This is a genomic window from Pseudacidovorax sp. 1753 (assembly GCF_040544975.1).
GTDB lineage: Bacteria > Pseudomonadota > Gammaproteobacteria > Burkholderiales > Burkholderiaceae_C > Xenophilus.
The window spans coordinates 126,805-146,684 of sequence record NZ_JBEPKY010000005.1 but is presented as its reverse complement, the minus strand read 5'-3'; the positions used below and the strand labels follow the sequence as shown (position 1 = coordinate 146,684).

Annotated in this window: 18 protein-coding genes; 8 read left to right on the top strand and 10 right to left on the bottom strand. The window is 71.2% G+C overall.

The window, feature by feature from the left end:
• Positions 1–55: 55 nt before the first annotated feature.
• Together ABIC63_RS07860 and ABIC63_RS07855 are read right to left on the bottom strand one after the other, a co-directional pair.
• Positions 56–2,665, bottom strand: a complete 2,610-nt coding sequence (locus tag ABIC63_RS07860; protein ID WP_354319314.1) for a membrane-bound PQQ-dependent dehydrogenase, glucose/quinate/shikimate family — start codon at positions 2,663–2,665, stop codon at positions 56–58.
• A 269-nt stretch (positions 2,666–2,934) separates the two neighbouring features.
• Positions 2,935–3,921: a tyrosine-type recombinase/integrase gene (locus ABIC63_RS07855; RefSeq protein WP_354319313.1), complete on the bottom strand. Its 987-nt coding sequence runs from the start codon at positions 3,919–3,921 to the stop codon at positions 2,935–2,937.
• A 238-nt stretch (positions 3,922–4,159) separates the two neighbouring features.
• Between ABIC63_RS07855 and ABIC63_RS07850 the strand changes: the two genes are divergently transcribed.
• From ABIC63_RS07850 to ABIC63_RS07830, 5 genes are all read left to right on the top strand, one after another.
• Positions 4,160–4,714, top strand: a complete 555-nt coding sequence (locus ABIC63_RS07850) for a hypothetical protein (protein WP_354319312.1) — start codon at positions 4,160–4,162, stop codon at positions 4,712–4,714.
• Positions 4,714–5,202: a DUF421 domain-containing protein gene (locus ABIC63_RS07845; RefSeq protein WP_354319311.1), complete on the top strand. Its 489-nt coding sequence runs from the start codon at positions 4,714–4,716 to the stop codon at positions 5,200–5,202. Before ABIC63_RS07850 ends, ABIC63_RS07845 begins: the two co-directional genes overlap by 1 nt.
• Before the next feature lie 100 nt (positions 5,203–5,302).
• A complete protein-coding gene (locus ABIC63_RS07840; protein ID WP_354319310.1) occupies positions 5,303–6,604 on the top strand; it encodes an aspartate aminotransferase family protein in 1,302 nt (433 codons plus the stop codon).
• 68 nt (positions 6,605–6,672) lie between these two features.
• Positions 6,673–7,593: an RNA polymerase sigma-70 factor gene (locus tag ABIC63_RS07835; protein ID WP_294371873.1), complete on the top strand. Its 921-nt coding sequence runs from the start codon at positions 6,673–6,675 to the stop codon at positions 7,591–7,593.
• A gap of 33 nt (positions 7,594–7,626) precedes the next feature.
• The gene (locus ABIC63_RS07830; protein WP_294371876.1) at positions 7,627–8,094 is read left to right on the top strand and encodes a carboxymuconolactone decarboxylase family protein; all 468 of its coding nucleotides are present in this window, start codon (positions 7,627–7,629) and stop codon (positions 8,092–8,094) included.
• A gap of 22 nt (positions 8,095–8,116) precedes the next feature.
• On the opposite strand, the gene ABIC63_RS07825 is transcribed toward ABIC63_RS07830, so the two are convergent.
• Positions 8,117–9,025 carry a LysR family transcriptional regulator gene (locus ABIC63_RS07825; protein WP_354319309.1) on the bottom strand — a complete coding sequence of 303 codons (909 nt, stop codon included), beginning with the start codon at positions 9,023–9,025 and terminating at the stop codon, positions 8,117–8,119.
• A 97-nt stretch (positions 9,026–9,122) separates the two neighbouring features.
• On the opposite strand from ABIC63_RS07825, the gene ABIC63_RS07820 reads away from it, so the two are divergent.
• On the top strand, positions 9,123–9,983 hold the full coding sequence (locus ABIC63_RS07820) for an aldo/keto reductase family oxidoreductase (RefSeq protein WP_354319308.1): 861 nt from the start codon (positions 9,123–9,125) through the stop codon (positions 9,981–9,983).
• Positions 9,984–10,001: 18 nt separating this feature from the next.
• Here ABIC63_RS07820 and ABIC63_RS07815 read toward each other — a convergent pair whose 3' ends face one another.
• From ABIC63_RS07815 to ABIC63_RS07790, 6 genes are all read right to left on the bottom strand, one after another.
• Complete coding sequence (locus ABIC63_RS07815; RefSeq protein ID WP_354319307.1) at positions 10,002–10,706, bottom strand: ArsR/SmtB family transcription factor; 705 nt, start codon at positions 10,704–10,706, stop codon at positions 10,002–10,004.
• A gap of 12 nt (positions 10,707–10,718) precedes the next feature.
• Positions 10,719–11,099 carry an antibiotic biosynthesis monooxygenase family protein gene (locus ABIC63_RS07810; RefSeq protein ID WP_354319306.1) on the bottom strand — a complete coding sequence of 127 codons (381 nt, stop codon included), beginning with the start codon at positions 11,097–11,099 and terminating at the stop codon, positions 10,719–10,721.
• A complete protein-coding gene (locus tag ABIC63_RS07805) occupies positions 11,096–11,455 on the bottom strand; it encodes an NIPSNAP family protein (protein WP_294371889.1) in 360 nt (119 codons plus the stop codon). Before ABIC63_RS07805 ends, ABIC63_RS07810 begins: the two co-directional genes overlap by 4 nt.
• 104 nt (positions 11,456–11,559) lie before the next feature.
• Complete coding sequence (locus ABIC63_RS07800) at positions 11,560–14,625, bottom strand: efflux RND transporter permease subunit (RefSeq protein ID WP_354319305.1); 3,066 nt, start codon at positions 14,623–14,625, stop codon at positions 11,560–11,562.
• Entirely contained in the window at positions 14,622–15,746 is a 1,125-nt protein-coding gene (locus ABIC63_RS07795; protein ID WP_354319304.1) for an efflux RND transporter periplasmic adaptor subunit, read from the bottom strand. Before ABIC63_RS07795 ends, ABIC63_RS07800 begins: the two co-directional genes overlap by 4 nt.
• Complete coding sequence (locus ABIC63_RS07790) at positions 15,743–17,152, bottom strand: efflux transporter outer membrane subunit (protein WP_354319303.1); 1,410 nt, start codon at positions 17,150–17,152, stop codon at positions 15,743–15,745. Before ABIC63_RS07790 ends, ABIC63_RS07795 begins: the two co-directional genes overlap by 4 nt.
• A gap of 128 nt (positions 17,153–17,280) precedes the next feature.
• Between ABIC63_RS07790 and ABIC63_RS07785 the strand changes: the two genes are divergently transcribed.
• The gene (locus ABIC63_RS07785) at positions 17,281–17,979 is read left to right on the top strand and encodes a response regulator (protein ID WP_354319302.1); all 699 of its coding nucleotides are present in this window, start codon (positions 17,281–17,283) and stop codon (positions 17,977–17,979) included.
• Positions 17,976–19,031 carry a HAMP domain-containing sensor histidine kinase gene (locus ABIC63_RS07780; RefSeq protein WP_354319301.1) on the top strand — a complete coding sequence of 352 codons (1,056 nt, stop codon included), beginning with the start codon at positions 17,976–17,978 and terminating at the stop codon, positions 19,029–19,031. The genes ABIC63_RS07785 and ABIC63_RS07780 overlap by 4 nt, the downstream gene beginning before the upstream one ends.
• Positions 19,032–19,040: 9 nt before the next feature.
• Here the strand turns inward: ABIC63_RS07780 and ABIC63_RS07775 are convergent, their stop codons facing one another.
• Positions 19,041–19,634, bottom strand: a complete 594-nt coding sequence (locus ABIC63_RS07775) for an SGNH/GDSL hydrolase family protein (protein WP_354319300.1) — start codon at positions 19,632–19,634, stop codon at positions 19,041–19,043.
• Positions 19,635–19,880: the final 246 nt, after the last annotated feature.

The window sequence follows — 19,880 nt, the reverse complement described above, 5'->3', positions numbered from 1 at the left end:
AGACGATTCACGCCCCCGCGTGGGACCCCGGGGCCGGATCGCCGACCCCTTTGACTTACGGCGACCCCGTGGCGGCGGGCAGCGCATACGCGCGCACGGCATCGCCCGGCTTGGTGCCCGTCGAGCCATGGCCGCCGGCGGCCACGAGTACGTACTGGCGGCCGTCCTCGCCGGTGTAACTCATCGGCGTGGCCTGGCCGCCTGCAGGCAGGCGGTCTTCCCACAGCTGGCGGCCGGTGCGCACGTCGTAGGCCCGCACATAGTTGTCCAGCGCGCCGGAGTAGAACGCCACGCCCCCCGCCGTCATCATCGGCCCGCCGATGCCGGGCACGCCCATGCGGAAGGGCAGGGGCAGGGGCGACAGGTCGCGCACCGTTCCGTTGCGGTGCTTCCAGGCCACCTGGCCCGAGCGCAGGTCCACACCCGCCACATAGCCCCAGGGCGGCGCCTGGCAGGGCAGGCCGACGGGCGACATGAAGGGCTTCATGGAGGCCGCGAAGGGCGCACCGAAGTTCTCGTTCAACGCGGGCAGGGAGCCCTTGGGCGGCCCGCCGTCCTGGACCATCAGCGTGGTGTCGTCGGGCCGGCGCACCAGCCGCGACACGAAGGCCAGGTACGTCGGTGTGGTGAAGGCCCAGCCGTGCTGGGGATCGACCGCGACCCCGCCCCAGTTGAAGACGCCGAAGTTGCCCGGGTAGATGATCGATCCCTGCTCCGACGGCGCCGTGAAGCGGCCTTCGTAGCGCAGGCGATGGAAGGCGATGCGGCAGGCGAGCTGGTCGAACATCGTTGCGCCCCACATGTCACGCTCGGCCAGCGGCGGCGGCTCGAAGGAGAGGGCGGACTTGGGCTGCGTCGGCGCGGTGTGGTCGCCTTCGGCCGCGCCCTGTGGCGCGGGCCGTTCGGTCACGGGCAGCAGCGGCTGGCCAGTGCGCCGGTCGAGCACGAAGAGCTCGCCCTGCTTGGTCGGCTGCACCAGCGCCGGCACGCGCTGGCCGCCGATGTCCAGGTCGATCAGCGTGGGCTGCGAGGGCACGTCGTAGTCCCACAGGTCGTGGTGCACGGTCTGGAAGTGCCAGCGCACGCGGCCGGTCGCCAGGTCGAGGGCGACCACCGAGGACGAGTAGCGCTCCACCGCCTCGCTGCGCCTACCGCCCCACTGGTCGGGCGGCTGGTTGCCCATGGGGACATACACCATGCCCAGGGCCTCGTCCACGGACGAGATCGACCAGCTGTTGGGCGAGTTGGGCGTGTAGGTGCGGCCCGGGGGCAGGGGCGCGGTGTCGTCCGGGTTGCCCGAGTCCCAGTTCCAGACCAGGTCGCCGGTCTGCATGTCGAAGGCGCGGATGACGCCCGATTGCTCCTTGGTGGACGCGTTGTCCAGCACCGTGCCGCCCACGATGATGAGCCGCTCGGTCACCACCACGGGCGAGGTCGAGTAGTACGCACCCGGCCGCACGTTGGGCATGTGGCGCCAGAGGTCGATCTGCCCGGCGCCGCGGCCGAAGTCGGCGCACACGGCGCCGTTCTCCGGGTTGAGCGCGATCACACGACCGTCGGCGGTGGGCATGAAGAGCTTGGCGGGGCAGCTGGGCGCCGTGGGTCCCTGGCGCGCGGCCACCGGAAGGGGCTGGGTCGCGGGATGGCTGTCCTCCTGCTTCGAGTCTTCGCCGGTGGGGGCGCTCATCGGGGTCGGGTTGGCCGCGGTGCCGGCGCCGGGTCGTGCGGGCGCGGGTGCGGGTGCGGTGGCAGCCTCCGTTGCGGGTTGTGCCGCTGTCTCCGCGGCACTCGCGGCCACGGACGCGGCGTGGTACGAAAGGCCCCGGCAGGTCAGGTGCTGCAGCGCGAGATCGCCCGCGATCTGCGGATCGAAGCGCCACAGCTGCTTGCCGCTGGTCGCGTCGAGGGCGATGACGGACTGGTGCGGCGTGCACAGGAAGAGCCGGTTGCCGATCTTCAGCGGCGTGACCTCGAAGGTGGTTTCTTCCGGATCGCCGGGCCGGCCGCGCAGGTCGCCGGTGTTGAACTCCCACGCCAGCTTCAGCTGGTCCACGTTGGCCGGCGTGATCTGCGACAGCGGCGAGTAGCGCTGGCCTTCGCCCGTCCGGCCGTAGGCATGCCATTCGCCGGGCGGGACGGCAGGGGAGGGCGGCTGCGCCGCCGCGGCAGCTGCGGCCTGCAGCTCGCCGTCGACCTCATGCGGAGTACGGAACCAGGAGGTCACCGCCAGCGCAGCCGAAGCCACCAGTACCAGGCCCAATGCCGCCCGGCCGCGACCGACCGCCGGACTCGCGGGCGGCGCCACGACCTTCGGCCGCAGCCCGCGCTCCAGCGGCCGGGGGCGCGCGATGTCGCGCGGCAGCGCCCGGCGCATCCAGGGCAGCACCAGCCAGAAGCCGAGGACGAAGAGCACGTCCAGCCGCGCGGCCAATGGCCACCAATCCAGGCCCACCTCCCACAAGGCCCAGGCGGCCGAGCCAAGCAGCAGGGCGGCGTACAGCCACAGTGCCGATGCGGACCGCCGCATCAGCAGGATGCCCGTCATGGCCAGCACCGCGCCGGCGATCAGGTAATAGGCGCTGCCGCCCAGGGTGAGCAGCCAGACGCCGGCCGCAGCCAGCGCCAGGCCGAGCAGGAGGAAGAGGACGCCGGTGATGCGTGCCATGGAAGCCTTTCGCGTGAGGCGCCGGAGACCGCGGCCCGGCGGGCACGCGTCGACGGCGCAGGAGGTACACGCCGACGAGGCTGCCGCCGACAGGTCCTCTGCGCTGTCGGTCATCGCCCGGCCAGGCTGTCGTCATACGCGGGGAGCTGCGGTGCCCGTCCCCCAAGGCAGGGCGCCGTCATGATGCGCTGGCGGTGCGCTCTGCGATCGGCTTCGACCCGTGGCATCGACGTCATGGATGCCCTGACGCTGGGGCGCGCGCCTGCGCGTCACACCACGACTTCGGGGCCCGGCAGCACGCGGTCGTATCGCTTCATTTCCCCCGGCTCCACCCCCATCCATCGCGCCACCATCTCGGGCCGGGTGCCGCGGCGCAACTGCCGCAGCGCGAAGGTGTGCCGCAGCCGGAACGAGCCGCTGGCGCCGCCGCGTCCTGCCACGCCGGCGGCTTCGAGCACCTTGCGTGCGCACTGGTACTGCGAATCGGCCAGCCACGGCTTGCCGGTGCGGGTGGAGGGGAACAGGAACTCGCCAGCGATGCGCGAGGCCGCCCGCACTTCCAGCCAATGGTGAAGCAACTCGGCTGCCCAGGGCGCGACCGGCGTCTCGCGTGCCCGGATCGTGCCATTGGCGGGCACGCGCAGCTTCCAGGTCCGTGCCTTCGGTCCCACGCCGTTCATCACGGGTGACGCCAGCGTGAGGGCGCGCACGTCGCTGGGCGCCAGCCCGGCGCCCAACTGGAGCGCAACGGAGGCGCGGTTGCGCACATCCTGCCAGGGCAGGCTGGCGAGGGCAGTGGGATCCTGGCCCGGGCGGGGCCGGGCGGCCGACAGATGGGTCAGCAATTGCCCCGCCTCCTGGGGCGTGAGCACCTCGGGTGGCGGGTCGGCCTGCTGCGATTCGGCATAGCGCACCTGGGGATTCGCACGCACCCAGTCTGCAGGGGCGCGATTGGGGCGGCGGCCGGTGCGGCTGGCATGGTGCGAAAGCACCCGTTCGATCAGCCGCATCAGCCGCAGCGCGTAGCGGGGCGAGAGGGACTGGTCCGACGCCTTGCGTCCATAACGCGCCGCCTGGAAGGCATGCAGGTCGCGCGGGTCGATGACGTCCAGCCGGACGGCGGGGGACTGGCCAATGCACCAGGTAGCAAAGCTCTCCCACATCGCGCGGTAGACCTCGTGGGCCCCTGCCTTGCGAAGAACGCCGGCACCCTGCTGGTCGGCAGCCCATGCCTCGAAGGCATGTTGGAAGTCCATGGAGACGGGGGGAAGGGCCGTGTCGATCATGAGAGGGGAGCCGCCACAGAAAATAAGTTAACGGGCGTAGTGTCTCCTGGATTGAATGCTGGGTTGTTCAGATAGTTTTGTTGCCGTTAACTTATTTTTTGTACGGCTCGCCCAACTCCCCACCAATGGCTGGCACGGCCCGTCAACACCCGCTGACGGACAGACCTCCCCAACCCAGGACGATCACACGCGGCAACCACCCGCATCCATGTCCCAGGAAAACAACCCGCTACCCATGACCCGGGCACCCGACGGCATCGTCCGAGCCCACACATTGCCGCACAAAGGGCTGGTTCGGCATGCCAGCCCCTTGTCCTTGCTGGTACTGGGCGGGGTGCTGCTGCTGGGCATCTCCGGCCTGCTCGGCCATGCGGGAATGGACCGTGACACGTACCGCAGCGACACGCGATCGCACACCCTCGATGTCGAGATGCCCGTGGTGATCCGCACGGGTGACTTCTTCGAGACGCGGTTGCACGTCAAGGCCGGCGAGGACATTGCCAAACTCACCCTGGCCGTACCGGTCAGTCTTTGGAGGGAGATCACCGTCAACGCGATGGTCCCTCAGCCCGAGTCCGAAGGCGCGGACGGCGAGGCCTACACCTTCGACTTCGGTCCGCTTCGCGCCGGCAAGGAGATGCGCATCAAGATCTCGGCGCAGGTCAACCCTCGCCTGCATGGCGTCCTCGAAGGCGAGCTCGAATTGCGCGATGGCGACCACCTTCTGGTGCGTGCGCCGCGCCGACTGCGTGTGCTGCCCTGATGGAAGTCGTCCTGCGCGCCACCGCCATGTTCGCGGTCGTGTACCTGCTGGTGCGGGTCCTCGGCAAGCGCGAACTGGGGCAGATGACCCCCTTCGAATTCATCGTCGTGGTCGTGGTGGGCGACCTGATCCAGCAGGGCATCACGCAGAACGACTTCAGCCTGACCGGCGCCACGCTGGCGATCAGCACCTTTGCCTTCTGGGGCGTGGTGCTGAGCTGGGCCTCCTACCTGTCGCCCAAGGCAGAGCGCCTGCTGGAGGGCGAGCCCCGCGTGCTGATCCAGCACGGCCGCCTGCTGGAACACAGCCTGCGCCGCGACAGGCTGACGCGCTCGGAGATCGAATCCGAGATGCGCCTGGCGGGCATCGCATCGATGGGCGACGTGGCCTGGGCCGTGCTCGAACCCAACGGAAAGATCAGCTTCATCAAGCGGGAGGAGGGCGCGCAGGAGCCATCCCGGCAGCAGGACGACCAGGCCGCCGGCTGAGGAGCCATCCGACCCCGCCACGTGGGCCGTCGACTTTGCGAGCAGGCGCCTCCTGCGGCCTAAGATGGCCGGCTTGCCGCATCACCCCTTCGTGCCAGCCATGAACGACGCCCTTTCCCACGCCCTCGAAGCCGCCATTGCGCGTTATGCGGCGCGCAATCCAACCAGCGCCCGCCTGCTCGACGAAGCGGCGACGGCCATGCCCGGCGGCAACACCCGAAGCGTGCTCTTTCACCCACCTTTCCCGCTCGCGATGAGCCGTGGCGAGGGTTGCCGCCTATGGGACGAGGACGGCCATGCCTACCTCGACGCTCTGGGGGAGTTCACCGCTGCCCTCTATGGCCACTCCAACCCGCACATCCGTGCGGCCATCTCCGAAGCCCTGTCGGCGGGCCTGAACCTCTCGTCCCACACGGCGCGCGAGGCCGCGCTGGCCCGCGAGATCCAACGGCGGTTCCCCGGCATGGCGCTGCTGCGCTTCGCCAACTCGGGCACCGAGGCCAACCTGCTGGCGCTGGCTGCGGCCAAGGCCCACACCGGCCGCGGCAAGGTCGTGGTGTTCGAGGGTGCCTACCACGGCGGCGTCCTCACCTTCGGCGGCGGCCCCTCGCCCATGAACGTGCCGCACGACTTTGTCTTCGCGCGTTACAACGACCTGGGCAGCGTAGAGGCGTTGCTCGCCGCCCATGGCCCCGACGTGGCCGCCATCCTGGTCGAACCGATGCTCGGCGCCGGCGGCACGATCCCGGGTGACCCGGCCTTCCTGCGCGGCCTGCGCACGCTGGCTACTGCACACGGCGTGCAGCTCATCTTCGACGAGGTCATGACTTCGCGCCTGTCCTTCGGCGGACGCCAGGCGCTGCTGGGCATCGCGCCCGACCTGACCACGGCCGGCAAGTACCTGGGTGGCGGCCTGTCCTTCGGCGTCTTCGGCGGACGGGCCGAAATCATGGCCCGCTTCGACCCGCACCGGCCCGATGCCCTGGCCCATGCCGGCACCTTCAACAACAACGTGCTGACCATGGCAGCCGGCCTGGCAGGACTGACGCAGGTACTGACGGCCGCGGCGCTCGATGCGCTCAACCGCCGCGGCGACGCGCTGCGCGACCGCCTGAACGCCACGCTGGCGGACCAGGCCGTCGACATGCAGTTCACCGGTCTTGGCTCCCTGATGACGCTGCATGCCACGGCCCGGCCGGTGCGCTCGCCGGCCGACCTGGCGGGCACCGACGGCCGTGCCAAGGACCTGGTCTTCTTCGCCCTGCTCGAACGCGGCATCTTCATGGCCCGCCGCGGGATGATTGCGCTCTCGCTGCCCTTCGGCGACGCCGAATGCGACACGTTGGCCGCCGCCTTCGAGGACGTGGTCCTCACGCATCGCGACGTGCTTCCCCGGCGCTGAGCGCATCCGTTCGGCAGCGCCCTCGCCACGACCTGTCACAAACGGCCCGTCCCATCCGTCTGCCGGTCATGAGCGACACGACCGACCTGTTCCTGCGCCTGCGGCCCCGGCTGCATGGCATCGCCTACCGCATGCTCGGCTCGCCCGCCGAGGCGGAGGACGTGGTGCAGGACGCCTGGCTGCGCTGGCAGTCCAGCCCGCACGATGCGCTCGAAAGCGCAGAGGCCTGGCTGGTCACCATCACCACGCGCCTGGCCATCGACCGGCTGCGCAGTGCCCAGCACCAGCGCGAGCACTATGTCGGCACCTGGCTGCCCGAGCCTCTGATGGCCGACGAAGGCGCCCCCTCGCCCGAGGCCCTGCTGGAGCGGGCCGACGACCTGTCGGTGGCCTTCCTCGCGGTGCTCGAACGCCTGGCCCCGGAGGCCCGTGCGGCCTTCCTGCTGCGCGAGGTCTTCGATGCGGGCTACGACGAGGTCGCCCGCACCCTGGGCAAGAGCGAGGCCGCCTGCCGGCAGATCGTGCACCGGGCCCGCAGCCAGTTGCAGGACGCACGGCCCCGCCATCATGTGCCGCCCGAGCACCAGTTGCGCCTGCTGCGCGGCTTCGCCGACGCGGCCGCCAGCGGTCAGTTCGCCGACCTGCAGGCCTTGCTGGCCGAAGATGCGCAACTGGTCAGCGACGGCGGCGGCAAGGTGCCGAGCTTTGGCATTCCGCTCGTGGGGTCGCGCCGCATCGCCCAGCTCTACTGGGCCGTGCACCGGCGCCATGGCGCACGCGCGCGTTACGAGGTGATGGTGCTGAGCGGCCAGTGGAGCGTGCTGCGCTTCATCGACGAGGCGCTCGAATCGGCCCAGACCTTCCAGACCGACGGTCAGCGCATCCAGGTCGTCCATACCCAGCGCAATCCCGACAAGCTGGCCCGCATCGCCGCCGCACTGGGCCGGCCGCTGGCCGCTGTCACAGGGGCCGGGTCCCGCTCGTCTTGAGGGTGTGTTCCACCCCTCTTCGAGATGACCGCCATGACCCTGCACGACCAACCCCGACTCTCCTGGATGCGCATCGCGCCCAGGCCCTACCAGGCCATGATCGCCGCTGGCGCCACGCTGGCCGAGTCCTCCCTCGGCCCGGTGCTCATCGAGTTGATCAAGACCCGGGTCTCGCAGATCAACGGTTGCGCCTTCTGCCTCGACATGCATGTGCGCGACCTGCGCAAGCTGGGCGAGCCCTGGCAGCGAATCAACAGCCTGGCCACCTGGCGCGACGCGCGCCTCTACACCGAACGGGAGCGCGCCGCGCTCGCCTGGGCCGAAGCCCTGACGCGCCTGCCCGATGGCCACGCAGGCCATGACGAGGTCTTCGACCACCTGCGTGCGCATCTCAGCGAGCAGGAGATCGTTGAGCTCAGCTGGGCCATCGCCCAGATCAACACCTGGAACCGCATGGCGGTCGGCATGAGCGCCCCCGTGCCGGCGCAGGACATCGCCTGAGCCATACCCGCATGCGCGCGCCTCAGCGATTGCCGACCTGAAGACCGGTCACGAAATCGACGAAGGCCCGCAGCGGCGCGGGCATGAGCCGGCGCCCCGGGTAGTAGAGGAAGGGGCCGGAAAATGCGGGCCACCAAGGCTCGAGCACCGGCACGAGTTCACCGCGATCCAGGTACGGTTGCAGCCAGTCCTCGAAGAGGTAGACGATACCCAGGCCGGCCACTGCGGCGTGCACCGCCAGGTCTGCGCCGGCGCCCAGCGCCACGGTCAACGGCCCCCGGGGCTGGATGCGCACCTGCTCGCCGTCGCGCTCGAACTCCCAGTCCGGCATCGCCCGTCCCGCGAAGCGGCCGCGCAGGCAGGCATGCGCCAGAAGATCGCGCGGATGCAAGGGCAGTCCCGCGCGTGCGATATAGGCGGGGGATGCCGCGGTGGCCATGCGCTGGCGGCGCGGCCCGATGGGCACCGCCACCATGTCCAGCGCCAGACGCTCCTCGTAGCGGATACCGGCGTCGTAGCCCTCCGCCACCAGGTCCACGAAGCGCTCCTCGACGACCACCTCCAGTTCGATGTCCGGAAAGGCCTGCAGGAAAGACGGCACGATGTGCGGCAGCACCAGACGCGAAGCACTGGCCGGAACATTCAGCCGCAGCGGACCGGCCGGCCGCTCGCGGAACAGGTTGACCGCGTCCAGCGCGGCTTCCACCTCCGCGAGGGCGGGCCCCAGACGCTCCAGCAGACGGGCACCGGCCTCGGTGGGCGCGACGGTGCGCGTCGTGCGGTTGAGCAGGCGCATGCCCAGGCGCGACTCCAGCCGGCGCAGCGCCTCGCTGAGCTGCGAAGCGCTGGCGCCCGTCGCGCGCGATGCACCACGAAAGCCGCCCGCCCGGGCAATGGCCGCAAAGGCCGACAGATCTTCGAGAGGGGCCATTGTTCGGAAAGGCGCACAGCCTGTGCAGATTGGGCGGGATTATCAAGCGCGGCTCGCGTCCCTACAGTGCCTCATCCCTTGTGACCAGGACACCTCCATGACCGACCTTGCACGCGCCGGCACCTTCCGCCTTGGCGACCGCACCATCCACCGCATGGGCTACGGCGCCATGCAGCTCGCGGGTCCCGGCGTCTTCGGCCCCCCGCGCGATCGGGACAGCGCCCTGGCCGTGCTGCGCGAAGCCGTCGAGGCCGGCGTCGACCACATCGACACCAGCGATTTCTACGGTCCCCACGTGACCAACCAGCTGATCCGCGAGGCCCTGCATCCCTACCGGGACGGTCTGACGCTGGTGACCAAGGTCGGCGCGTGTCGCGGCCCCAAGGGCGAGTGGGAGGTCGCCAGTTCGCCCGAAGCCCTGACTGCGGCCGTCCACGACAATCTCAGGAACCTCGGCCTCGACGTTCTGGAGGTGGTCAACCTGCGCCTCATGTTCTCGGTGGAAGGCCCGGCCGACGGCGACATCGAGCCCGCACTCGCTACCCTCGCTGAGCTGCGACAGCGCGGTCTGATCCGCCACCTGGGGCTGAGCAACGCCACGCCTGCCCAGGTGCGCGCCGCCCGAGCGATGGTGCCCATCGTGTGCGTGCAGAACCACTACAACCTCGTCCATCGCCAGGACGACGCGCTGGTGGATGAACTGGCCCGCTTGGGTATCGGCTACACGCCCTTCTTTCCACTCGGCGGCTTCACGCCGCTGCAGTCCGGAAAGTTGGACGCGGTGGCCCGTCAGCTGGACGCCACGCCGATGCAGACGGCCCTGGCCTGGCTGCGCCAGCGCTCGCCCAACATCCTGTTGATCCCGGGCACGTCGTCCGTCGCGCACCTGCGCCAGAACCTGGCCAGCGTCGATCTCGTTTTGCCATCGCAGCAGCTGGCCGTGCTGGATGGGCTCTGAGCCGCCGCCGCGCACCGCTCAGCAGGCCGGCACCGTCATCCAGCGACCCAGGGCCTGCAGGCCGGGCGGTGTGACCGCGAGCGAGCGCTCGCCGTCGCGTCGGCGCAACCAGCCGGCGTCCAGGCAATGGCGCAGCAGCGCATTGGCCAACGGGCCCGCCAGATGATCGCGGCGTTCCGACCAATCCAGGCATGGCTTGGCGATGGCGGCGTCGGCCGGCTTCGCCTCCAGCCCATCCAGCTTCACGCCCATGGCCACCAGCGCCTCACGGCCCGCCGCAGTCAGGCCGTAGCCGCCGGGCACGCTGCGCAGCCAGCCCTGCCGCAGCATCGCGTCCAGCATCTGCACGCCCAGGCGTCCGGCCAGATGGCCGTAGCAGCTGCGCGCACAGCGCAGGCGCAGCCGCGCCGGGCTGGACCAGGCCCGCGCGTGGCCTTCGCGCTCGGCCACCAGCGCCAGCGCCTCTAGCACGCGCAGGATGTCCTCGCCCGCGAGCCGGAAGTAACGGTGACGGCCGCGCACCTCGGCCGTCACCAGGCCTTCGGCCTCCAGCCGGGCCAGGTGGCCGCTGGCAGTGGAGGCGGCCACGCCGGCCGTGCGCGCCAGTTCGCCGGCGCTGGCCAGGTCGCCGCCCATCAGGTAGGTCAGCATACGGGCGCGGGCGGGCTCCGCGATCTGGGCCGCGACCCGGGCGATGCGGGGTTCGTCGGTGGGGGAGGTCATCCTGCGATCTTCTCAGCGCACGGCGTCGTGCGCGTGGTGCATGGGGTGCACGTGGTGCGCCTCGCGGGAGTCCGCCGGCGCCTCGGCACGTTCGTCGAGTCCGTAATCCCGCAGCACCTGGGCCACGCGCAGCCGGTAGCCGCGGAACAGGCCGCCTCGCCCGGCCTGCTGCGCGCCGCGGTGGGCAGGCCGGCTTCGCCATTGCCGCACGGCGTCCTCGTCCCGCCAGAAGCTCAGCGACAGCAGCTTGCCGGGCACCGACAGGCTCTGGAAGCGCTCCACGGCAATGAATCCGTCGATGCCGCGCAGTTCCTCCGCCAGCCCTGCGGCGATCCGCAGGTACTGGTCCGTGCGGCCGTCCTGCGGCTCGACCTCGAAGAGGACGGCGATCACGCCGCCGCTCCCGCGGCAGGCGGCGGCAGCTCGGCCGGCCGCAGCCAGGCCTCGGGCACGACCTCCAGGAAGCGCCGCTCCTCCCGCAGGATGAAGCGCTCGCGCTGGGCATGGGCAAAGTTGGCGCGGCCCTCGGCATCGTCGCGCAGGCGGGCACGGTAGGCCTCGTAGGCGGCCAGGCTGTCGAAGGCGACAAGGCCCCAGGCCTCTACATTGGAGCCCTCGTGCGGCAGGAAGTAGCCCAGCAGGTGGCCGCCGCAGCGGGGAATGATGCGGCCCCAGGCCTGGGCATAGAGGCGGAAAGCCTCCTTCTGGAAAGGGTCGATCTCGTAGCGGATGAAGCAGGTGAGGGTCATGGGCGCTTGCATTGAAGAAGTGGCCCGAGCGTAGGCGCCGCCTGCCGCGCGATGCTTCGGGCTGGGCCGAAGAAGCATCGCGCGTACACCGGGGCAGCGTCCGTTCAGGCCGGCCGGCGCAGCCGCCGCAGCAGCCACTGGAGCAGATCGTCCACGCAGGTGAACACCACCGGCACCACCAGCAGGCTCAGCACGGTGGATGTCAGCAGCCCGCCGATGACCACGATGGCCATCGGTTGGCGGAAGCTCGGCTCGGCCCCCACGCCCAGGGCATTGGGCAGCATGCCGGCGCCCATTGCGATGGTGGTCATGACGATGGGGCGGGCCCGCTTGCGGCAGGCGTCCAGCACCGCATCGCGCCGGCGCGTCCCGGGCGTGCGCCGCGCGACCACCGCGTACTCCACCAGCAGGATCGAGTTCTTGGTGACCACGCCCATCAGCATCAGCACGCCGATGACCGCCGGCATCGAGAAAGCCTGTCCCGCCGCCCACAGCGCGACCACGGCCCCGGCCAGGGCCAGCGGCAGGGCCGACAGGATGGTGACCGGCTGCAGGAAATCATGGAACAGCAGCACCAGCACCGCCCAGACGCAGAAGATGCCGATGGCCATCGCGGTGCCGAAGCTCTGGAAGAGCTCGCCCATGCGTTGCAGCTCGCCCGACTGCACCTGCCGAACGCCCGCCGGCAGTTCGCGCAGCGCGGAAAGCTGCATCGCCTCGTGTTGCACATCGCCGATGGCGCGGCCAGCCAGCTCCACGGTGAGCGTGACATTGCGCGAGCGATCGATCCGGTCGATCTGCGCCGGTCCGCCCCCGATGGACAGGTCGGCCACGGTACCCACGGTCACCGGCCCATCGCGGCCGCTCACGCGCAGGCGTGACATGGCGTCCAGGTCGTCCCGCAAGGCGCTGTCCATGCGCACCCGGATCGAGACCTGCCGCTGCGGCAGGTTCAGCTTGGGCAGCGCGGTGGCGTAGTCCCCGTAGGTGGACAGCCGCACCGCCTCCGCAATCGCTTCGGTGCTGACACCGTAGGCTGCGGCGCGGGCCGCATCGGGCCGGACCTGGATCTCCGGCCGCTCCAGCGCCGCCGAGGAGGTGATGTTGCCGATTCCGTGCAACGTGCGCAGCTGGCCTTCGAGGCGGTCCGCAGCCTTCGACAGCGCTATCGGATCGTCGCTTGCCAGCGTGATCTGCATGCTTTCCCCGTTGCCGCCCGAACCGATGGAGACGCGTGCGCCGGCCAGTGCCTGCAGCTTCGTGCGCAGCAGCGTCTCCAGCTCGGACTGCTTGAGCGCACGTTCGCCGCGATCGGCCAGGGTCACGGTCAGTGTGGCGCTGGCGACATCCGCCACCGCGCTGCTTCCCATGCCACCGGTGCTGGCGGCCGTGCCCACGGAGGTGAACACGCCGGACACACCCGGGACCTCCCGGATCAGGGTCGACGCCCGCAGCGCTGCCTGGCGGGTGTCGTCCAGCGAACTGCCGGGCGGCAGCGTCAGCGAGACCTGCGTCTGCGACCGGTCCTGCGCCGGCATGAAGCCGGTGGGCAGCCACAGCGCCAGCGCCAGTGCGGCCGCGAAGAAGAGGGCCGCTGCCAGCAGGGTCGCCTTCCTGTGCGCCAGCGCTGCGGACGCCCAGCCGAGGTAGCGCCGCATCAGACGGCCGTCGGCGACGTGGCTGGCCGTGCCGCCCGCCACCGGCCTGAGCATGTAGGCTGCCATCATCGGCGTGAGCAACCGCGCCACCAGCAGCGAGGCCAGCACCGCCACTGACGCCGTGACGCCGAACTGCCGGAAGATCAGCCCCGGAATGCCACCCATGAAGGCCGTGGGCAGGAAGACGGCCACCAGCGTGAAGGTGGTGGCGATCACCGCCAGGCCGATCTCGTCGGCCGCCTCCATGGCCGCCTGGTAGGGCGTCTTGCCCATGCGCAGGTGGCGCTCGATGTTCTCCACCTCGACGATGGCGTCGTCCACCAGGATGCCGATGACCAGCGACAGCGACAGCAGCGTGACGGTGTTGAGCGAGTAGCCCAGCAGGTACATGGCCCCGAAGGTGGGCAGGATCGACAGCGGCAGCGCGGTGGCGGAAATCAGCGTCGCGCGCCGGTCGCGCAGGAAGGCCCACACCACCACGACGGCCAGCAGCGCACCCTCGACCAGCAGTTGCATCGACCCCTCGTAGTTGTCCTGGATCGCCGCCACCGCATTGCTTGCCTCGCGGATCGACACCTGCGCATGCGCCGCCGAGAAGGCATCCATGGCCTGTCTGACGTCGTGCACGACGCCGACGTCCGAGTAGCCTTTCGAGCGTTTGACCTGGAAGGCGATCGCCGGGCGGCCATCGCGGAAGGCCAGCGTGCTGCGTTCGGCATGGTGGTCGCTGACCCGCGCGATCTCGTCCAGCCGAAGCCTTCGGCCGTCGGCCAACGGAATGCTGAGCTCCGCGAGTTCCGCGGCCGTGCCCACCGTCGCGATGGTGTGGGTCGACTGACGTTGCCCGCCGACACCGCCCAGCCCGCCCGAGCTTTCGCGCTGCACGGCGGCGATCTGCGCCGACACGGTCGATGCGGTCACGCCGAGGCCGGCCATGCGCACCGGATCAAGCTCGACCAGCACCTCGCGGTCCACCCCGCCGAGGCGCGACACCGAGGCCACGCCCTTGACCGACAGCAGCACCTTGGCGATGTCGTTGTCGATGAACCAGGACAGGTCCTGCTCGTCCATGTGTGGCGCCTCGGCCGTGAAGGTGAGCAGCGCCCCGGAGGCCGCCGTCACCTTGGCCACCGTGGGCGAGGCCATGCCCGCCGGCAGGTCGGCGCGGGCGCTGTCGACGGCGTTGCGCACCTCGCTCAGCGCCTCCTCCACGTTCTTGGCCAGGTCGAAGCTCACGCTGATCGTGGCGACGCCCTCGGTCAGCGTGGTCGTAATGTGGTCCAGCAGCGACAGCGAGGCCAGCTTGTCCTCGATCTTGCGGGCGACGTCGGTCTCCAGCTGCGACGGCGCCGCGCCCTCGAGGCTGGCCGTCACCGTGACGGTAGGCAGCTCCATGTCCGGGAAGTCCTGGATCTGCAGCCGGCTGAAGGCCAGCAGCCCGAGCACGGTGAGCAGGACGAAGAGCAGGACGGCGGGGACCGGGTTTCGGATGGACCAGGCGGAGACATTCATCGCGGCGCGGCCTCCGTCGAGCCGGACACGGTCACGACCGCGCCATCCAGGATCAGTGCGCCGCCGCGGGCCACGACGCGGCTGCCGGCCTCGACGCCCGACAGGATCTCCACCCGGTCATCCTGGCGGCGGCCCACGGCGACCGCCTGGCGGAACACCTTGCTGCCGTCGCCCAGCATGAGCACGTAGGTGCGGCCGTCGCGCGGCACCAGCGCCGACTCCGGCAACGTGGTCGCGGTGCTCTCGGGCAACTCGATCCATCCGCGGGCGAACACGCCCGGGCGCACCTGCGCATGGGCGGGCAGGCTCACGTACACGGTGCCCCGTCCGCTGCCGCTGCCCAGCGTGGGCGCGAGCAGGCGCACCGTGCCGTCGACGCGGTCGCCGCCCGGCAGCAGGATCACCGCCCGCTGGCCTGGCCGCACCTGGGCCAGCGCGGTCGCGTCCAGCTCGGCCTGCCATTCCACACGGCCCTGGCGCATCAGGCGGAACAGCTCCGCCCCCGAACTCACCACGTTGCCCAGGACGCCGGCGCGGGACGAGACCACGCCATCGTCGGGCGCGGTGATCCGCGTGTAGCCCAGCCGCAGCCGGGCGCTGCCGAGGTCCGCCTGGGCCGAGGCCAGGGCCGCACGGGCGCTCGCCTCGGTCGACCGGTATTCGTCCAGCCGCTGGGGCGCCAGGGCACCCTCGACGCCCAGCGACGCCGCCCGCCGCAGGTCGGCCACCGCCTTGTCCAGCGCGGCCTGCGCCTGCGCGACCAGCGCCTCCTGCTTGCGCACATCGGCCTTGACCGACTCGTCGGCCAGCCGGGCCAGCACCTGGCCCTTGCGCACCGAGGCGCCCACCTCGACGGCCAGCTCGGCGATCCGAAGCCCGCCCGTCTCGGGGCTGACGATGATCTCCTGCCAGGCGGCCATGCTGCCGTCGGCCTGGATCCTCCGTGGCCAGCGCTCGCGGCCCGGGCTCACCACCTCCACCGTCAGCGCGCTGGCGGGCGGCTCCGAGCGTTCGGTGGCGCCATCGGCCCTCCTGGCGTGGATGAGTGCCAGGCCGGTGGCGGCCAGCAGGACGATGACGGCCGCGACGGCGGCGGCAGGGTTCAGGCGGCGTGGAATCATGGTCGGGACAGCGGGGCGGATCGGATTGCGGGCGTGTCGTCCTGCCAGCCACCACCGATGGCCTTGTACAGGGCGATCCAGTACCGGACGTGGTCGCGCTCCAACGCGGCCAGCGTGACCTGGGCATCGAGGGACTGGCGGCGGGCGTCCTCCAGCGTGAGCAGGGACTGCGTCCCGGCCCGCCACTCGGCCTCGGTGGCCAGGAAGTAGCGCTGGTACTGCAGCGCAGATTCGCGGGCCTGCGCCTCGCGCCGCTGCGTGCCGTCGAGCCGCACCAGGGCCTGCTCCACATCGGCCACCGCCTGCCGCACGCCGGAGCGCCACGCGGCGCTGGCGACGGAGAAGGAGGCCCGGGCCGAGGCCACCCCGGCGCGGCCACTGCCGCCATCGAACAGCGGCAGCGACAGGGACGGGCCGAAGCTCCAGCTGGTGAGCGACGGCGTGCCGCTCAAGGTGCCGCCGAGCGACACGCTGGGCAGCAGCGCGGCCTGCGCGACACCGATCTCCGCACTGGCCGCCGCCAGCTCGCGCTCCAGCGCGGCGACGTCGGGCCGCTGTCGCAGCACGTCCGCCGGCAGAGCCGGCACCGCCAGGGCCGCCGGCCGTGGCAATGGCGATGCCGGATGGGCCAGCGCCGCACGCAGGGCCGGCTCGGCCAGGCCGGTGAGCTGGGTCAGCGTCTTGACCAGCAGTTCGCAGTCCTGCGTCTGGCCCAGCAGCGAACTGGCCGCCGAGGCGGCACTCGCCCGGGCGAGCGCCTCGTCCGCGGCCGAGTCCAGCCCTGCGCGCACGAGCGCGGCCGTGGCCCGCAGCGTCCGCCGGGTCGATTCGAGCTCCTGGCCATAGGCATCGGCCAGGAGCAGGCAGCCGCGGTACTGCACATAGGTGTCGGCCACCTCGGCCGCGAGCGAGATCCGCGCGTCGTGCCAGTCGTCCTGCCTGGCCTGGACGCGGGCCTGGGCAGCCTGCGTGCTGCGCCGGACTTTGCCGAAGAGGTCCAGCTCCCAGGACGCATCCAGGCTTGCCGTGCGTGTGACCTGACCGCTGCTGCCTTTCTCGCCGGCGCGCGTGGCGGCGTACTGCCCGGTCACCGACGGCCGCCCGCCCGCGCGGGCCGAGGCGAGCGTGGCGCGCGCCGCGTCGATGCGCGCCGCCGCGCTCTCCAGCGTCGGGCTGTCCTGCTCCGCCTGCCGCAGCAGCAGGCCGAGCGCGGGATCGTCGAAGCGCTGCCACCACGCGTCGAGCGCAGCCACGCTGCCATCGTGCGGAACGGGCGCATGCCATTGGACGGGGGCGGGAGCGGGCGGCGGCGTGTAGTCCGGGCCGACCGCGCCGCAGCCGGCGAGCATGCCGGTGGCCAGCAGCGTGCCGAGGCGCGGGCGGGAAAGGATGGGAGCGCAGAACATGGTGAATCCGTGGTCGTGCCGATGCTAGGGAGCGCTTCGGCCCGCGGACGCACGCGAGTGTTAAGGTAGGCAAAGCCGGCCGCCGCCACCGCGGCAGGCGGCCGGCCCGCACCGATACTCGCGGGCCCATGATCCCTGTACTGCTGATCGACGACGACCAGGTGCTGGCCTCGCTGCTGTCCCAATACATGCTGCGCGAAGGCTTCTCGGCGCATGCCGTGCACGACGGGGCCACCGGCGTGGCGGAGGCCACGAGCGGCCGCTATGCCGCCGTGGTGCTCGACATCATGATGCCGCGGCTGTCCGGCATCGATGCGCTGCGACGCATCCGCGAGCGCAGCAACGTGCCCGTGCTCATGCTCACCGCCAAGGGCGACAACGTGGACCGCGTCATCGGCCTGGACATGGGCGCCGACGACTATGTGCCCAAGCCCTGCACGCCGAGCGAACTGACGGCCCGCATCCGGGCCGTGCTGCGGCGTGCCGGCAGCCGGGAGGCCGGCGGGACCGCGGATGCACCGCCGATGATCGAGGCCGGCCACCTGCGGCTGTGGCGTGCCGCGCGGCGCGCGCAGTGGAAGGGTTCGCCACTGGTGCTCACCGGCACCGAGTTCAGCCTGCTGGAGGCGCTGGCGCGCCGCGCGGGCCGGCTCGTGGGCAAGGAGGACATTTCGCTGCAGGTCTTCGGCAAGCCGCTGACGCGCTTCGACCGGCGCATCGACGTGCACATCAGCAGCATCCGGCAGAAGCTCGGCCTGCGCGGGGATGGCACGCCGTGGATCCTGAGCGTGCGCGGCCAGGGCTACCAGCTGCTGGTGGACGAATGATGCGGGCCGCAGGCGTACTCCGGTCCCGGCTGTTCTACAAGGTCTTCCTGGCCTTGTGCTGCAGCATGCTGCTGTCGATCCTCGGGGCCTTCGCCTATATCCGCCTGACCGGGGGTGTGATTCCCTCGCCGCCCCCGGGTGAGCTGACGCTGGGGCGCGTGCCGATGGTCCCGATGGTCTCAGGTGTGCTGGCCTTTCTGGTGGTCGGCGGCGGGCTGGCCTGGTACATCCTGCGCCCATTGCGTCAGCTGCAGTGGGCACTGGGCGAGATCGCTCGCGGCAACATGGAGGTACGGCTCAAGCCCTTGCTCGGCCGGCGCTCCGACGAGATCGCCGAAGTGGCCGGGGACTTCGACCGCATGGTGGTGCAGCTCCGGCAACTCACCGAATCGCGCCAGCGCCTGCTGCACGATGTCTCGCACGAGCTGCGCTCGCCGCTGTCCCGCATGCAGGCCGCCATCGGTCTGATGCGCCAGGACGGCGCCAGCGTCCCACGCATGATCGACCGCATCCAGAAGGACAGCGAACGGCTGGACGTGCTGATCGAGGAACTGCTCACGCTGCACCGGCTGGAGGCGGCCGCGGGCACCGACGCGCGCCAGCGGGTGGACCTCATGGACCTGCTGCAGGCCATCGTCGAGGACGCCTCGCTGGAGGCCCAGGCCACCGGCCGCGGCGTCGGCCTGCACGCCGAGGGGCCCTTCGTGGCCGAGGTGGACGGCGAGCTGCTGTACCGCGCCTTCGAGAACATCATCCGCAATGCGGTGAAGTTCACCGCCGTCGGCACGCAGGTCGACGTGCAGGCCGAGCTGTCGCCCGGCTCGCAGGAATTCGTCCTGCGCGTGCGCGACCACGGCAGCGGCGTACCGCAGGCCAGCCTGGAGGCGATCTTCGAGCCCTTCGTGCGCCTGGAGAACGCCGAGCCCTTCCGCGGCGCGGGACTCGGGCTGTCCCTGGTGCGCCGCGTGGTCGTGCTGCACGGCGGCAGCATCGCGGCCAGCCTGCCGGTCGATGGCGGCCTGCTTGTGACGGTCAGGCTGCCGCTGCGCTGAGGCCTGGCCTCAACGGCATTCCGGTGCCATCGCGTCGAGCGTGAGCGCGATGCGCGCCACCAGGCGGTCGGAATAAGGCTTGGCGGGATGCAGCGGATCCGCCATCTCGTCCGGGCCGCGGGTGACGTCGCCCCAGCCGGCAAAGGCCGCGCCCGTTTCCGCGGCGACCTGCCGGATGGCCGCATCCGCGGCCGAGCGGCCCGGCATCGCCAGCGCGGGCCGCGAGAGCCCCGTCAGGACCACCTGCCGGCCCTCCTGCTGCGCCTGGCGCACCATCTGCCGCAACGGCGGCTGGACGGGCAGCCCTTGCGCCACATCGTTGATGCCGTGGGCGATCACCACGAAGTGCGCCGTCCTCGGCTCGCTGGCGAAGCGGCCGGCCCGGGCCGTGGCGGTCTCGCCATTGGCGCTGCGGTCTTCCACCCGGTAGCGTGGTCGCAGCCGCTGGAGCGTACGCGCCGGCGGCTCCGCGAGCCGCTGGTTGCCGCCATAACCGCCATGCAGGATCGAGTCGCCATAGAGAACGACGCTGCAACGATCAGCAGAGGCCGCGGGACGCTCGGGGGGCTCTGCGGAAGCCTTCGGTGAGGCGGACACGGCCATGGCGCTGGGGGCAGGCGGCGGCGCAGGCGCGCCGGCCGGTGCGGCACAACCCTGCAGGACCAGCAAGACGGCGGCCCATCCACCGCCAAGCACACGGCACGGGCGGGGTCCAGCGGGATCGGGGCAAGGCCATGGAAGGACAGGAGCGACCATGCCCGACTCTGGCGCACCCGCGGCCCGGCCCCGGGGGTCTCTGGGTTAAGTTGTGCAAAGGCGGCAGAGGCGGCAAAGCCGCGACCTGTCTTC